At 56.0% G+C, this 13,579-nt stretch carries 15 protein-coding genes; 9 read left to right on the top strand and 6 right to left on the bottom strand.

The genetic code is table 11. The features are described from left to right. Positions 1 to 36: 36 nt before the first annotated feature. Positions 37 to 972 (bottom strand): LysR family transcriptional regulator, encoded by a 936-nt coding sequence (locus BJF97_RS11530; RefSeq protein ID WP_004849886.1) that lies wholly within the window; start codon positions 970 to 972, stop codon positions 37 to 39. 109 nt (positions 973 to 1,081) lie between these two features. On the opposite strand from BJF97_RS11530, the gene BJF97_RS11525 reads away from it, so the two are divergent. Further along, the gene (locus BJF97_RS11525; protein ID WP_014228834.1) at positions 1,082 to 2,296 is read left to right on the top strand and encodes an MFS transporter; all 1,215 of its coding nucleotides are present in this window, start codon (positions 1,082 to 1,084) and stop codon (positions 2,294 to 2,296) included. 71 nt (positions 2,297 to 2,367) lie between these two features. Here the strand turns inward: BJF97_RS11525 and murJ are convergent, their stop codons facing one another. The 4 genes from murJ to rimJ form a co-directional block, all read right to left on the bottom strand. Beyond that, positions 2,368 to 3,903 carry a murein biosynthesis integral membrane protein MurJ gene (murJ, locus tag BJF97_RS11520; protein ID WP_004849883.1) on the bottom strand — a complete coding sequence of 512 codons (1,536 nt, stop codon included), beginning with the start codon at positions 3,901 to 3,903 and terminating at the stop codon, positions 2,368 to 2,370. 112 nt (positions 3,904 to 4,015) lie between these two features. Beyond that, a complete protein-coding gene (locus BJF97_RS11515; RefSeq protein WP_014228832.1) occupies positions 4,016 to 4,939 on the bottom strand; it encodes a Gfo/Idh/MocA family protein in 924 nt (307 codons plus the stop codon). A gap of 2 nt (positions 4,940 to 4,941) precedes the next feature. Further along, positions 4,942 to 5,589 (bottom strand): YceH family protein, encoded by a 648-nt coding sequence (locus tag BJF97_RS11510; RefSeq protein ID WP_032692822.1) that lies wholly within the window; start codon positions 5,587 to 5,589, stop codon positions 4,942 to 4,944. A gap of 9 nt (positions 5,590 to 5,598) precedes the next feature. Next, entirely contained in the window at positions 5,599 to 6,183 is a 585-nt protein-coding gene (gene rimJ / locus BJF97_RS11505) for a ribosomal protein S5-alanine N-acetyltransferase (protein ID WP_004131378.1), read from the bottom strand. A 229-nt stretch (positions 6,184 to 6,412) separates the two neighbouring features. Here rimJ and mdtH point away from each other — a divergent pair, with 229 nt between their 5' ends. From mdtH to BJF97_RS11465, 8 genes are all read left to right on the top strand, one after another. Next, on the top strand, positions 6,413 to 7,621 hold the full coding sequence (gene mdtH / locus BJF97_RS11500; RefSeq protein ID WP_004849878.1) for a multidrug efflux MFS transporter MdtH: 1,209 nt from the start codon (positions 6,413 to 6,415) through the stop codon (positions 7,619 to 7,621). Between the two features lie 65 nt (positions 7,622 to 7,686). Next, positions 7,687 to 8,334 carry a glutaredoxin 2 gene (gene grxB, locus BJF97_RS11495; protein ID WP_004849875.1) on the top strand — a complete coding sequence of 216 codons (648 nt, stop codon included), beginning with the start codon at positions 7,687 to 7,689 and terminating at the stop codon, positions 8,332 to 8,334. 135 nt (positions 8,335 to 8,469) lie between these two features. Next, positions 8,470 to 9,030 carry a lipoprotein gene (locus tag BJF97_RS11490; RefSeq protein ID WP_004849873.1) on the top strand — a complete coding sequence of 187 codons (561 nt, stop codon included), beginning with the start codon at positions 8,470 to 8,472 and terminating at the stop codon, positions 9,028 to 9,030. A 122-nt stretch (positions 9,031 to 9,152) separates the two neighbouring features. Further along, a complete protein-coding gene (pyrC, locus tag BJF97_RS11485; RefSeq protein WP_014838079.1) occupies positions 9,153 to 10,199 on the top strand; it encodes a dihydroorotase in 1,047 nt (348 codons plus the stop codon). A gap of 72 nt (positions 10,200 to 10,271) precedes the next feature. Beyond that, positions 10,272 to 10,517, top strand: a complete 246-nt coding sequence (gene dinI, locus BJF97_RS11480; RefSeq protein WP_004101040.1) for a DNA damage-inducible protein I — start codon at positions 10,272 to 10,274, stop codon at positions 10,515 to 10,517. A 286-nt stretch (positions 10,518 to 10,803) separates the two neighbouring features. Continuing rightward, positions 10,804 to 11,058, top strand: a complete 255-nt coding sequence (gene bssS, locus BJF97_RS11475) for a biofilm formation regulator BssS (protein ID WP_004101039.1) — start codon at positions 10,804 to 10,806, stop codon at positions 11,056 to 11,058. A gap of 124 nt (positions 11,059 to 11,182) precedes the next feature. Then, positions 11,183 to 12,301 (top strand): N-methyl-L-tryptophan oxidase, encoded by a 1,119-nt coding sequence (gene solA, locus BJF97_RS11470; protein ID WP_014838078.1) that lies wholly within the window; start codon positions 11,183 to 11,185, stop codon positions 12,299 to 12,301. Between the two features lie 73 nt (positions 12,302 to 12,374). After that, positions 12,375 to 12,488 carry a YceO family protein gene (locus BJF97_RS11465; RefSeq protein WP_004101037.1) on the top strand — a complete coding sequence of 38 codons (114 nt, stop codon included), beginning with the start codon at positions 12,375 to 12,377 and terminating at the stop codon, positions 12,486 to 12,488. Here BJF97_RS11465 and trhO read toward each other — a convergent pair. Then, positions 12,474 to 13,538 carry an oxygen-dependent tRNA uridine(34) hydroxylase TrhO gene (gene trhO, locus BJF97_RS11460; RefSeq protein WP_032692823.1) on the bottom strand — a complete coding sequence of 355 codons (1,065 nt, stop codon included), beginning with the start codon at positions 13,536 to 13,538 and terminating at the stop codon, positions 12,474 to 12,476. The two genes, BJF97_RS11465 and trhO, sit on opposite strands and share 15 nt — an antisense overlap. Positions 13,539 to 13,579: the final 41 nt, after the last annotated feature.

The following is a 13,579-nucleotide window of genomic DNA, read 5'->3' as shown; positions in this document are numbered from 1 at the left end:
CACCTCGACAAGACCGGCCCCCGCGCCGGTCTTTTTTTATTCCCCTTCCGGACGCTGCATCCCCGCAATCTGCGGCATGACCTCACGCATCAGATCGAGAAACTTACGCAACCGCGTCGGATAGTAGCGCGCCCAGGGATACACCAGGTGTACCGGCAGCGGTGAGGCTCGCCACTGCGGGAACAGCTCCACCAGCCGCCCGGCGGCAATATCGTCCGCTACCGCCCAGCTCGACACAATCGCCGCGCCCAGCCCCGCCAGCGCGGTATTACGCGCCACATGCACGCTATCGGTACTCAGACACGGCGCGATGGCAAAGGTAATAAGCTGCTCATCCACCTGCGACTGCAGCCTCACCTCATGCTGATAGAACGTGCTGATGGCTATCCACGGCAGCAACGACATCTCCTGCGGCGCGCTTAACGGCGGCAAGTTCGCCAGCAGCGATGGGGATGCCACCACGCTGCGGGGAACCTCGGCCAGCAGTACCGATACCGTAGCCGGATCCACCTCAGCCCCCACGCGAATCGCGCAGTCGATACCATCGCTCAGAAAATCGACCGTCTTATCGTTCAGCATCCATTCAACCGCCAGCTGGGGATAGCGCTGCAAAAAATCCACCAGCGGCCCCAGCAGCTGTTGCTGACCAAACGCATGCGGGGCCCGCACCCTTAAAATCCCCACCGGCCGGTCATCGGTGATCCGCAGGTCGTCCTCCAGCGCCAGCCAGGCATCGACGACCTGGCGGGCATGCTGATAACAGCGCTCACCGTCATCGGTCAGCTTCATCGCGTGGGTCGTGCGCAGAATCAGCTTTGCGCCAAGCAGCCCCTCCAGAGACTGAAGCCGTCGACTTACCGTCGCCTGGGTCGTATTCATCTGTACCGCGGCGGCGGAGAGAGAGCCGGCCTCCACGATACGAATGAACGTACGCATCAGTTCGATACGATCTATACGCTCTTGCTTCTTCATTTATATTTTGCCTATACGTTTAGCGTATAACCGTTTTACCACCGGGCTATCTACCGCGCCAGCCGGATTACGGGAAAAATAGCGCCATCGCTTCTAAGAGGAATCCACCATGACACCAACTCCACTCACCTCCCGCGCCGCCGGGTGGGTCATTTTCATCCTTGCGCTGGGCGCGGGCTTCAGCGTCGCCTCAATCTATTACGCGCAACCGCTGCTGCCGCTGATGGGGGCTAACCTCCATTTGAGCGTTGAGGGTATGGGTCTGGTTCCGACCCTGACCCAGGCCGGCTACGCGCTGGGCATACTTTTCCTTCTCCCGCTTGGCGACCGCCACGACCGCAGAAAGCTGATCCTGATGAAAAGCGCCGCGCTGGCCGTCCTGTTGCTGCTCTGCAGCCTTACCGGTCAGCTAAGCTCCCTGCTGATTGTCAGCCTGCTTATCGGTATGGCCGCGACCATGGCGCAGGATATCGTACCGGCAGCCGCGATTCTGGCTCCCGCGGGCAAGCAGGGGAAAATGGTGGGTACGGTGATGACCGGCCTGCTGCTGGGGATCCTGCTGTCGCGAACCGTTAGTGGTCTGGTGGGGGCGCTATTCGGCTGGCGGGTAATGTATCAGGCGGCTGCGGTCAGCATTGCGATGATTGGCGTGGTGATGTGGCGCGTGCTGCCGCGCTTCGAAATTCACTCAACCCTCAGCTACCCGCAGCTGATGAAATCGATGGCGCATCTGTGGAAACGCTATCCGGCACTGCGTCGCGCCGCATTCGCCCAGGGATTCCTCTCTATCGCCTTTAGTGCCTTCTGGTCTACGCTTGCGGTCATGCTGTTGGCGCACTATCAGATGGGCAGCGCGGTAGCCGGTGGCTTCGGTATTGCAGGGGCTGCCGGGGCGCTTGCCGCCCCGCTGGCCGGCGGCCTGGCCGACAAGTTCGGCGCAGAAAAAGTCACGCAAATGGGCGCGGCGCTGGTGACGGTTTCGTTTGCCCTGATGTTTTTGCTGCCTGCGCTACCGCCACATGGTCAGCTAATCCTGATTGCCATCTCGGCCGTCGGTTTTGACCTGGGGCTGCAATCCAGCCTCGTAGCGCACCAGAACCTGGTGTATGGCCTGGAGCCGCAGGCGCGCGGACGCCTCAACGCGCTGCTGTTCACCGGCGTGTTTATTGGGATGTCGCTGGGTTCAGTACTGGGAAGCAAACTGTATGTGCTCGCAGGCTGGAGCGGCGTGGTGACCCTCGCCGTCGTAACCGGTGCGATTGCCCTTGGGATCCGCCTGCTGGAAAGCGCCAGGGTCGTATCGGCGCAGCGAACCGCCAGATAAAGAGCGAACCGTCAGGTAAAAAAAGCCGCTGTGCAATTCCTGCAGAGCGGCTTTTCTTTCATCAGAACAACTCAAACCGTGCGGCGAGCAAACTCTTTCACGCGAAAGCCCAGCAGCAGCAGCGTCGCGAAATAGGCGACAACGCCGGCCACCACGACCACCATCAAGCGCAGCAGGCGGAACGGCATCGTCCCCTGCGACCACTCCGGCATCAGGTACATCACGCCCAGCAGCGCCGCTGACATAATAATCACCGCGATGACCAGGCGCAGCAGGAACAGGAACCAGCCCGGCTGAGGCGTAAAAATTTTCTGTTTCCGCAGCTGCCAGTAGAGCAGCGCGGCGTTCAGGCAGGCGGCCAGACCAATCGACAACGACAGACCAGCGTGCTTCAGGGGGCCAATAAAGGCGAGGTTCATCACCTGCGTCATGATCAGCGTGACGATGGCAATTTTCACCGGCGTTTTAATGTCCTGGCGCGAATAGAATCCGGGAGCCAGCACCTTCACGACGATGAGCCCCATCAGCCCGACAGAATATGCCACCAGCGCGCGCTGGGTCATCGCGGCATCAAAAGCGGTAAATTTCCCGTACTGGAATAACGCGACCGTCAGCGGCTTGGCCAGGATCCCTAATGCCACCGCGCTCGGTAGCGCGAGCAGGAAGCACAGGCGTAATCCCCAGTCCATCAAACGGCAATATTCATCGTGATTGCCGCTGGCGAAGCTTTTAGACAGCGAAGGCAGCAAAATGGTCCCCAGCGCCACGCCCAGTACGCCGGACGGAAACTCCATCAGACGATCGGCGTAGTACATCCACGATACGGAGCCGGAAACGAGGAATGAGGCAAAAATCGTGTTAATGATCAGCGAGATTTGGCTGACGGAGACGCCGAGAATCGCCGGGCCCATCTGTTTTACCACCCGCACTGCGCCAGCATCTTTAAGGTTGACCCGCGGCAGCACCAGCATGCCGATTTTTTTCAGATGCGGCAGCTGCCAGGCGAGCTGCAAAATACCGCCAACCGTTACCGCCCACGCCATTGCCAGCATCGGCGGATTAAAATAGGGCGCGGCAAACAGCGCAAAACCAATCATGCTGACGTTCAGGAAGGTCGGGGCAAAAGCTGGCACCGAAAAGCGGTTCCAGGTATTCAGGATGGCGCCCACGAGTGAAGCCAGGGAGATCAACAGAATATAGGGAAAAGTGATGCGCAAGAGCTGCGTGGTCAGGGCGAACTTTTCGGGCGTATTGGCAAATCCCGGCGCGGTGATAGTAATCACCCACGGTGCCGCCAGCATACCGGCGACGGTGACCAGCGCCAGAACCAGCGTCAGCAGTCCCGAAACATAGGCGACGAACACCCGGGTCGCATCTTCACCCTGTTTGCTTTTGTATTCAGCAAGAATCGGCACAAAAGCCTGTGAGAAAGCGCCTTCAGCAAAAATACGCCGTAAAAGGTTCGGGAGTTTAAAAGCAACGAAGAAGGCGTCGGTGGCCATCCCCGCGCCAAAAATACGCGCCACAATCGCATCGCGCGCAAAGCCCAGCACGCGCGAAAACATGGTCATCGAACTGACGGCCGCCAGTGATTTTAAAAGATTCATTAACGTGTTATTCCACAACCCTGGAGTAAAACGCCCGCAAATGCGGGCGCTGGAAAGTGGCGATAGTCTACCGGGTTCATAATGAATTACTACTGTCAGTTGTTACAACGGATTATTCGCTCATCGCTTCGCGCCACAGTTTCTCTATAACGCGCTGAGCAAGCAGCGCCTGCTCGCCGGACGTTTCAGGAACCGTCTGATTTTGCACGCATTCGATAAAATGCCGCGCGCAGCCGGTAAATCCACGCTGCTCAAGGGTGGTCTGCCAGCCGGGGATCGGGCGCTGGATCACGCCGCGTCCCCGCTCCTCCTGCCACTCCCGCATGTCCCGGACTTCATATAATCCGCCGTCGGTCACCGCCTGTACCCACTCCCGCTGGCTTCCGGCGCGGCGGTGCATACTGGTGGTTATCTGCATCATTCCGCAACTGAAATGGTGTTCGGCATACAGCATCTCCCCTTGAGCGGTGGTGTGCAGCGTACCGCCGTTTAAACGCGCTTTATCGCCCGCCAGCCATAGCGCGGTATCGACGACGTGCAGATAGTCATCCAACAGCGTGAAGCGCAGATCGTGGCCCACGCTGTCGCTACGGTGCTTATCCATCCGCAGCGACGCAGCGCTCCCGAGCTGGGCCTTCAGCTCGCGATAGAGGGGGGCAAAACGGCGGTTAAACCCGACCATTAGCGTGAGATGACGGCGAGCGGCCAGCTCAACCAGCGCCTCCGCATCGCTGAGTTTATCCGCCAGCGGTTTATCAACGCAGACATGCACTCCGGCATTGAGCAGGCGGGAAACCACTTCATAATGTGAAGCCGTTGAAGTATGCACGAATACGGCATCACACTGCGCCGCCAGCTGTTCCAGAGAATCCGCATAGGGAATACGCCAGGTTTCACAGATACGCAGCGCTTTCTCTTTCCCGGGCGACCACGCCGCCTGTAGCGTCCAGTCATCGGCGGCCCCCAGCACCGGTAACCACGCCTTTTGCGCGATACCGCCCAGGCCAACCACTCCTATACGTAGTTTCGCCGACATGCTTAATCTCCCAGGTGAGCCAGCAGTGAATCGAGACGCGCTTTCAGCTCGGCAACTTCCGCCTCCAGCGCCTCAACGCGCATCTGAAGATCGTCGCCGGGCGGCGACACGGCCTCCACGACGGTAATCAGTGAATCCATATCATCGCAGAACAGATGCATATAGCGGCTTTCACGCTTGCCAGGCTCCCGCGGCAGACGCGCAACGTAGGGGCCATCTTCTCGCGAAGCCAGGTTTTCGAGGACGCTTTCAACCTCGGCCATATCGCTGAATTCATGCATTCGCTGCGCGCGACCGCGGAGTTCGCCAGGCGTCTGCGCCCCGCGCAGCAGCAGTGTGGTCACGATAGCGACTTCCGCCGGCGTGAATTTCAGATCGCCGAATTCAGAGTTGCAGAAGCGTTGTTCATACTTGGTCACCCGATTGCCGAAACCGCTGACCGTACGCAAATAATGGCGCTTGACTAGCGTATCGAGCAGATCCTGAACTTCACTTTCGCTGAGCGACATTACCGGTTCACGGTTTGTTTTCTGGTTACAGGCGGTGACCACCGCGTTGACCGACAGGGGGTACTGCTCCGGCGTGGTAACCTGCTTTTCCAGCAGGCAGCCAATGACCCGCACCTCATGCGCGGTTAACTGATATTTCATGATGTCTCCTTAGCGACCCGGGGTCCAGTCCGGTGTCGTCAACGCCGTCAGTACGTGATCGCGCCACTGCCCATCAATGAGCAGGTAATCTTTGGCGTAACCCTCTTTTTCAAAGCCCAGACGCGCCAGCAAATCGCCGCTGCGCTGATTATGCGGCATATAGTTTGCCATTATGCGATGGATATGTTGCGTGCGCTGCATATAGCGAATGGCCGACGTCAGCGCTTCATACATCAGCCCCTGCCCTTGCCATTTCTCCCCGATGGAGTAGCCGAGATAGCAGGCATGAAACGATCCGCGCACCACGTTCGAAAAATTCGCCACGCCGATGATCTCTTTTTCTTCCGGGTCAAGCAGAGCAAAATAGAACGCCGAGCCCTGCTTATGAAACTCAGAAATCATCGATAAACGCGCCTGCCAGCCGGAAGGATAACAGTGGCTGTCATCGCGCACCGGTTCCCAGGGTTTTAAGAACCCTTTATTTTCCGCGTAATAATCGGCCAGACGCCAGGCGTCACGATCGTGCACCAGCCGAACCACCAGCCGGTCCGTCGTCAAACGCACCTTCGGTACGTTACTGCGATAGCCAAACATTCCCCTCTCCTGTTCCCCTGACGCAATACTTGCTGACTTTACTATACCTGTCCTGCACGGCGGTGTGAAAACAGCAACATACCATTTTCTGCACCATCTCTGCTTTTCGATGAATAGCCTCTATCGTTCTTGCATTTTGATAAAAAAATATTGTCGCGAGCGCGCTGGGAAAATAGCCATTAACCCCGCAAAATGTCAGAGCTTATTCTTATTTTTCCCTGGAGGGGAAATGTCCCGCGTATCGCAGGCAAGGAGCCTGGGTAAATATTTCCTGTTAGTCGATAACATGCTGGTCGTACTCGGCTTTTTCGTTGTGTTCCCGCTTATCTCCATTCGCTTTGTCGACCAGATGGGATGGGCTGCGCTGATGGTCGGGATTGCGCTCGGCCTGCGTCAGCTGGTGCAGCAAGGCTTAGGAATATTTGGCGGCGCCATTGCCGACCGTTTTGGCGCCAAACCGATGATCGTTACCGGTATGCTGATGCGCGCGGCCGGCTTCGCGGCGATGGCCGTTGCCCATGAACCCTGGGTGCTGTGGCTCTCCTGTATTCTTTCTGGCCTCGGCGGCACGCTGTTCGATCCCCCGCGGGCGGCGCTGGTGGTCAAGCTGGTACGCCCGCACCAGCGCGGACGTTTCTTCTCTATCCTGATGATGCAGGACAGCGCAGGAGCGGTGATCGGCGCGCTGCTAGGTAGCTGGCTGCTGCAATATGATTTTCGCCTGGTGTGCAGCGCCGGGGCGGCGCTGTTTATCGCCTGTGCGGCATTCAACGCCTGGTATCTTCCCGCATGGAAGCTGTCGACGGTCAAAACGCCGGTTCGTGAAGGACTGGGGCGCGTGCTGCGCGACAAACGCTTTGTCACCTATGTGCTGACGCTGACCGGGTATTACATGCTGGCGGTGCAGGTGATGCTGATGCTGCCGATTATGGTTAATGATATTGCGGGTTCTCCGGCGGCGGTCAAATGGATGTACGCCATTGAAGCGACCATTTCGCTAACGCTGCTGTATCCGATTGCCCGCTGGAGCGAAAAGCGTTTTCGCCTGGAGCAGCGCCTGATGGCCGGCCTGCTGATCATGACGCTCGCGATGATGCCAATTGGCCTGAGCAGCAATTTGCAGCAGCTGTTTACGCTGATCTGCGTATTTTATATGGGGTCAATCATCGCTGAACCCGCGCGTGAAACGCTGGGGGCGTCGCTGGCGGATGCCAGAGCGCGCGGCAGCTATATGGGCTTTAGCCGGTTAGGCCTGGCCTTCGGCGGCGCTTTCGGCTACGCAGGCGGCGGCTGGCTGTTCGATGCCGGTAAGGCCGTCGGTCAGCCTGAGCTGCCGTGGCTGATGCTGGGCATTATCGGCCTCGCGACGTTTATTGCGCTGTGGTGGCAGTTCAGTCCAAAACGTTCGGCCTCTGGAATGCTGGAGCCGCGAACCTGATTTGCCGGGCCTTCGTTTCTCCTCCATACTGAATTGAGGATGTTCAGCAACAATGGAGGAGAAACGTGAAGTTATATATCTACGATCACTGTCCGTTCTGCCTTAAAGCCCGCATGATTTTCGGCCTGAAAAATATCCCCGTCGAACTGATTGTGCTCCTGAACGATGATGAATTAACCCCCACCCGAATGATCGGCCAGAAAATGGCGCCAATCCTGCAAAAAGACGATAGCCGCTATATGCCGGAAAGCATGGATATCGTGCACTATGTCGATAAGCTGGACGGCAAACCGCTGCTTACCGGCCCGCGTAATCCGGCGGTGGAAACCTGGCTGCGGAAGGTCAACGGCTACGCGAACCGCCTGCTGATCCCCCGCTTTGCCAAATCCGCGTTTGATGAATTCGCCACGCCAGAGGCGCGCGCCTATTTTGTGAAAAAGAAAGAGGCGGCTATCGGCAGCTTTGCCGACCATCTTGCCCATTCTCCCGGTCTGGTGAAGAACATCAGCGACGATCTGCGGGCGCTGGATAAACTGATTGTCCAGCCGAACGCCGTCAACGGAGAACTCTCTGAAGATGATATTCAGCTCTTTCCTCTGCTGAGGAATCTGACGCTGGTTGCCGGCGTGAACTGGCCGAGTCGGGTGGCCGCCTATCGTGACAACATGGCCAAACAGACGCAGATCAACCTGCTTTCCTCAATGGCTATTTAGCCTCAAGGCAGCGGATGGTTTAGCCCTTCGCTGCCGAACGCCTCTTTTTCAGTCTTTTCCGCTAGCACCTCCTGCGCTGGCGGGCCATGCTGCTTTGTGTCAGGATGAACCCATGGCATGACATTAAGGAATCCAATGAAAAAGATGTTTATCGCGGCCGCACTTATCGTTAGCGGCCTGCTTAGCGCCTGTAATCAGCTCACGCAATATTCCGTGAGCGAGCAGGAAATCAATCAGGCGCTGCAGAAACGTAACCACTTCGCTAAGGATATTGGCCTGCCAGGCGTAGCGGATGCCCATATTGAACTGCAAAATCTTACCAGCGCTATTGGCCGTGAAGAACCAAACAAAGTCACGTTAAGCGGCGTGGCCAATTTAGATCTGAATTCACTTTTCGGGAACCAGAAAGCGACCATCGATCTGAAGCTCAAAGCGCTGCCGGCTTTCAATAAAGAAAAGGGGGCCATTTTCCTGCAGGAGATGGAAGTCGTCGATGCTAAAGTTCAGCCGGAAAAGCTCCAGTCTGTCGTACAGACGCTGATCCCTTACCTGAATCAGTCCCTGCGTAGCTACTTCAATCAGCAGCCTGCCTACGTCCTGCGCGAAGATGCCAGCACCGGTGAAGCGCTGGCGAAAAAGTATGCTAAAGGGATTGAAGTGAAGCCCGGCGAGATTATTATCCCGTTCACCAACTGATAGCTCGGGCGCTGAAGCGCCCGATTTTTTACGGAAGTTGATGCAAAGGAAAACGTTTACGCTTATCCTTAGTGCCCGGCAAAAACAGCCCTGATGACAGAACCTATTAGCCGGAGCCTTCCATGACAGCACAATCCCAGGTATTGAAAATCCGCCGCCCTGACGACTGGCATATCCATCTGCGCGATGACGATATGTTAAAAACCGTCGTGCCTTATACCAGTGAATTTTATGGCCGGGCGATCGTGATGCCGAACCTGGTACCGCCTGTCACTACCGTCGAAGCCGCCCTCGCCTATCGCCAGCGTATCGTTGATGCGATCCCTGCGGGCCATGATTTTACGCCGCTGATGACCTGCTATCTGACGGATACGCTCGACCCGGCTGAGCTGGAGCGCGGATTTAACGAAGGCGTATTCACTGCCGCCAAGCTCTATCCGGCCAACGCTACAACCAACTCCAGCCACGGCGTCACCAGTACGGATGCCATTATGCCGGTGCTGGAACGCATGGAAAAGCTGGGGATGCCTCTGCTGGTTCACGGTGAGGTCACCCATGCTGATATCGATATTTTTGACCGGGAAGCGCGCTTTATTGAAACGGTCATGGAGCCGCTGCGTCAGCGCCTGCCAGGCCTGAAGGTGGTCTTCGAACACATCACGACCAAAGATGCCGCTGAATACGTACGCGACGGTAACGAGCTGCTGGCGGCCACCATCACTCCGCAGCATCTGATGTTCAACCGCAACCATATGCTGGTTGGCGGCGTGCGCCCCCACCTATATTGCCTGCCGATCCTGAAACGCAATATTCACCAGCAGGCGCTGCGCGAACTGGTTGCCAGCGGTTTTGACCGCGCTTTCCTCGGTACGGATTCCGCTCCCCATGCCCGCCATCGTAAGGAAGCCAGCTGCGGATGCGCAGGCTGTTTTAACGCGCCGACCGCGCTGGGCAGCTACGCCACGGTATTTGAAGAGATGAACGCCCTGCAACACTTTGAAGCCTTCTGCTCGCTTAACGGCCCCCGCTTCTATGGCCTGCCGGTCAATGAAGGCTACGTGGAGCTGGTGCGCGAAGAGAGCCAGGTGGTCGAGAGTATAGCCCTGCCAGGCGACGCGCTGGTGCCGTTCCTTGCCGGGGAAACCGTGCGCTGGACGATGAAAAAATAAATAGCCCGCCCCCTGTTGTAAATCTTCAGAGTGTACTGTATAAATAAACAGTACATTATCCAGGGGGCAATTATGCGTATTGAAGTCTCTATCGCCAAATCAACAGCCTTACCCAACGGCGCCTTAGATGCGCTGAACAATGAACTCTCGCGTCGTATCGAACAGCAGTTTCCCTCTACCTCAAGTCAGGTAACGGTTCGGTACGCAGCTAATAACAATCTGTCGGTTATCGGCGGCCTGAAAGAAGACAAAGACCGGATTAGCGAAATCCTGCAAGAAACCTGGGAAAGCGCTGACGACTGGTTTGTCCGCGACTAGTCAATTAAATTTGCTCCCTCATTGTGCAATTTTTTGCCGGGTCGCCCCGGCTTTTTTATTTTTTTCATAGTCAGACTCTCCCCTATTGCTTTTCCTTAGCACCTTCATAAATAACAAATAACCCTCCCTGACTTGCCTAAAAAATCAGCACATGGGCGCGTATGTGTCTCTATTTCATTTAATTTCTCGAGTTTATTCTTGACTACTGATATAATTAACTTGCTTCAAAAAACACGCATTAAACCTCGAGAACTGTTGTCTTTTAACATATGAATAAGGGGTTATGATGGAAAAGAATAATGAAGTCATCCAGACCCATCCCCTCGTCGGATGGGACATCAGCACCGTTGATAGTTACGATGCGCTGATGTTGCGCCTGCACTACCAAAACCCCGCTCAAGAAAGCAGTAGAGACGCAGAGATTGGCCAGACGCTATGGCTAACGACGGACGTCGCACGTCAGTTTATTTCGATTCTGGAAGCAGGTATTGCGAAGATTGAATCTGGCGAATACCAGGAAAATGAGTATCGAAGGCATTAAAATTTAGCGCTAATGTCAGAATATTCACTTAACAGGCACCCTCGGGTGCCTGAATTATTTTCGGGCTTGTATAACAGCAGGTTGTTAATTACCCTGCTAATAAAGCAATAACCTGGAACTCACCATGCAATACGATCTTATCATTATCGGTAGCGGCTCGGTCGGCGCTGCCGCAGGCTATTATGCGCGGCAGGCAGGGCTCAACGTACTGATGATTGATGCCCATCAGCCGCCGCATCAGGAAGGCAGCCATCACGGCAGCACCCGCCTCATTCGTCACGCCTACGGCGAAGGCGAAAGATATGTCCCCCTGGTACTGCGCGCGCAACAGCTATGGGATGAGTTTGCCGCCGCCAGCGGTGAAGCCGTCTTTGAACGTACAGGAGTGATTAACCTCGGGCCTGCCGGTTCCGACTTTCTGCGCAATGTTGCCAGCAGCGCGCGCGAGTTCCAGCTCAATATCGAAGAAATGGATGCGCAGACGGTGATGACTCGCTGGCCGGAAATTCGTATTCCTGATGATTATCGGGCGATATTTGAACCCGCATCCGGCATACTGCGCAGCGAACTGGCCGTTGAAAGCTGGATCCGTCTGGCACGCGAAGCGGGCGCCGCACAGCTCTTCAACTGCCCGGTATCGGCCATTCACCACGCGCCGAACGGCGTAACCGTCGAGACGATTGATGGTGAGTACAGCGGCAAAAAACTGCTGGTTAGCGCCGGTACCTGGGTTACCCGGCTGATGCCAGAACTCCCTGTCCAGCCGGTACGTAAAATTTTCGCCTGGTTTCAGGCGGATGGCCGCTACAGCAGCAAAAATAATTTCCCGGCGTTTACCGGTGAGTTAGCGAATGGCGATCAGTTTTACGGTTTCCCGGCAGAAGATAACGAATTGAAAATCGGCAAGCATAACGGCGGGCAGCCTATTTCCACGCCGGAAGAGCGTAAGCCGTTTGGTGCCGTTGCAACGGACGGCTCTGAAGCTTTTAGCTTCTTGCGTAATGTGTTGCCCGGTATCGGCGGCTGCCTGCATGGCGCATCCTGTACCTATGACAACACCGCCGACGAGGACTTTATCATTGATACGCTGCCCGGCCAGCCGGATACGCTATTGATTACCGGCCTGAGCGGGCACGGCTTTAAGTTCGCACCGGTACTCGGTGAACTGGCCACACGGTTTGCGCTTGAAGAACCCTTTGGGTTTGATATATCCCCGTTTTCACTGGCGCGGTTTAAGAAATAAGCGCCCGCCGTACAACCTGACAACCACGCTAAAGAAACGGCCTCGCTTGAGGCCGTGAATGATGAGAGAGATGATGCGTCGCCTGTTCGAATTACTGGTTAACAACGTCCGCGAACATTTTATGATTTATCTGGCGCTGTGGCTTCTGCTGGCGTTTATCGATCTTATCTGGCTATGGTTTTTCTGAAGGCTCAGGATCCGGGATCCCCAGCTTCGTATTCAACCGACCGCGAGATTTATTAAAGATCTTATTGCCATTCTCGCGGCCGGCGCGCAGTTTTCGCTGCTCCTCTTCCGGCAGCTTATGCTCTTCCATGCAGGCTTCGCTACAGCAGCCGGCGAATTTCTCCGCGCAGGCAGGACACTGAATAAACAGCAGGTGGCAACCATCGTTCAGGCAGTTGGTATGGCTGTCGCAGGGGGCGCCGCACTGATGGCAATGGGCGATAACATCATCTGAGATACGCTCTCCCATACGCTCATCGAAGACAAAGTTCTTACCGATAAAGCGAACCGGCAGCCCCTGTTCGCGCGCGCGTCGCGCGTACTCGATAATCCCGCCCTCAATATGCGAGACCTTAGTGAACCCATTGTGCTTCATCCACGCGCTGGCTTTTTCGCAGCGGATACCGCCGGTGCAGTACATCACGATATTTTTATCTTTATGTTCCTGCATCATCTCAACGGCCTTCGGCAGCTGGTCGCGAAACGTATCCGCCGGGATCTCCAGCGCATTCTCGAAATGGCCGACCTCATATTCGTAATGGTTACGCATATCAATAAAGACCGCATCCGGGTCGTCCAGCATCGCGTTGACTTCCGCAGCCTTTAAATAATCGCCCACGTCCGATGCATCAAACGTCGGATCGTCAATCCCATCCGCGACGATCCGATCGCGTACCTTGAGACGCAGAACCCAGAAGGATTTACCGTCATCATCGAGGGCGATATTCAGGCGCAGACCATTCAGGGCAGGATCAAAAGCGTATAAGAATTCGCGCAGCGCATCGACCCGGCTTTGCGGAACGCTAATTTGCGCGTTAATACCTTCGTGAGCCAGATAAATTCGGCCAAAGACGTTCAGCTTAGTCAACGCAATCCACAGCGCATCGCGCGTGGCTTTTGGGTCGATAATAGTGAAATATTTATAAAACGAGATCGTCGTGCGCGGCTCGGTCTCAGCCAACATTTGCGCCTTTAACGTCTCATTTGAAATGCGGTTATGTAACACTGGCATGGTGTACCTGCTCGGCATAGTCAATGAGTAAAATAAACGGC

This window comes from Klebsiella sp. LTGPAF-6F (genome assembly GCF_001753185.1).
Taxonomy (GTDB): Bacteria; Pseudomonadota; Gammaproteobacteria; order Enterobacterales; family Enterobacteriaceae; genus Klebsiella; species Klebsiella michiganensis.
This window is presented reverse-complemented; position numbering and strand designations above follow the sequence as displayed.

Bases quoted from the DNA above. Each gene is read 5' to 3' on its own strand.
- BJF97_RS11530 (WP_004849886.1), bottom strand. From the start codon at position 972: ATGAAGAAGCAAGAGCGTATAGATCGTATCGAACTGATGCGTACGTTC.
- BJF97_RS11525 (WP_014228834.1), top strand. From the start codon at position 1,082: ATGACACCAACTCCACTCACCTCCCGCGCCGCCGGGTGGGTCATTTTC.
- murJ (WP_004849883.1), bottom strand. From the start codon at position 3,903: ATGAATCTTTTAAAATCACTGGCGGCCGTCAGTTCGATGACCATGTTT.
- BJF97_RS11515 (WP_014228832.1), bottom strand. From the start codon at position 4,939: ATGTCGGCGAAACTACGTATAGGAGTGGTTGGCCTGGGCGGTATCGCG.
- BJF97_RS11510 (WP_032692822.1), bottom strand. From the start codon at position 5,589: ATGAAATATCAGTTAACCGCGCATGAGGTGCGGGTCATTGGCTGCCTG.
- rimJ (WP_004131378.1), bottom strand. From the start codon at position 6,183: ATGTTTGGCTATCGCAGTAACGTACCGAAGGTGCGTTTGACGACGGAC.
- mdtH (WP_004849878.1), top strand. From the start codon at position 6,413: ATGTCCCGCGTATCGCAGGCAAGGAGCCTGGGTAAATATTTCCTGTTA.
- BJF97_RS11490 (WP_004849873.1), top strand. From the start codon at position 8,470: ATGAAAAAGATGTTTATCGCGGCCGCACTTATCGTTAGCGGCCTGCTT.
- pyrC (WP_014838079.1), top strand. From the start codon at position 9,153: ATGACAGCACAATCCCAGGTATTGAAAATCCGCCGCCCTGACGACTGG.
- dinI (WP_004101040.1), top strand. From the start codon at position 10,272: ATGCGTATTGAAGTCTCTATCGCCAAATCAACAGCCTTACCCAACGGC.
- bssS (WP_004101039.1), top strand. From the start codon at position 10,804: ATGGAAAAGAATAATGAAGTCATCCAGACCCATCCCCTCGTCGGATGG.
- solA (WP_014838078.1), top strand. From the start codon at position 11,183: ATGCAATACGATCTTATCATTATCGGTAGCGGCTCGGTCGGCGCTGCC.
- BJF97_RS11465 (WP_004101037.1), top strand. From the start codon at position 12,375: ATGCGTCGCCTGTTCGAATTACTGGTTAACAACGTCCGCGAACATTTT.
- trhO (WP_032692823.1), bottom strand. From the start codon at position 13,538: ATGCCAGTGTTACATAACCGCATTTCAAATGAGACGTTAAAGGCGCAA.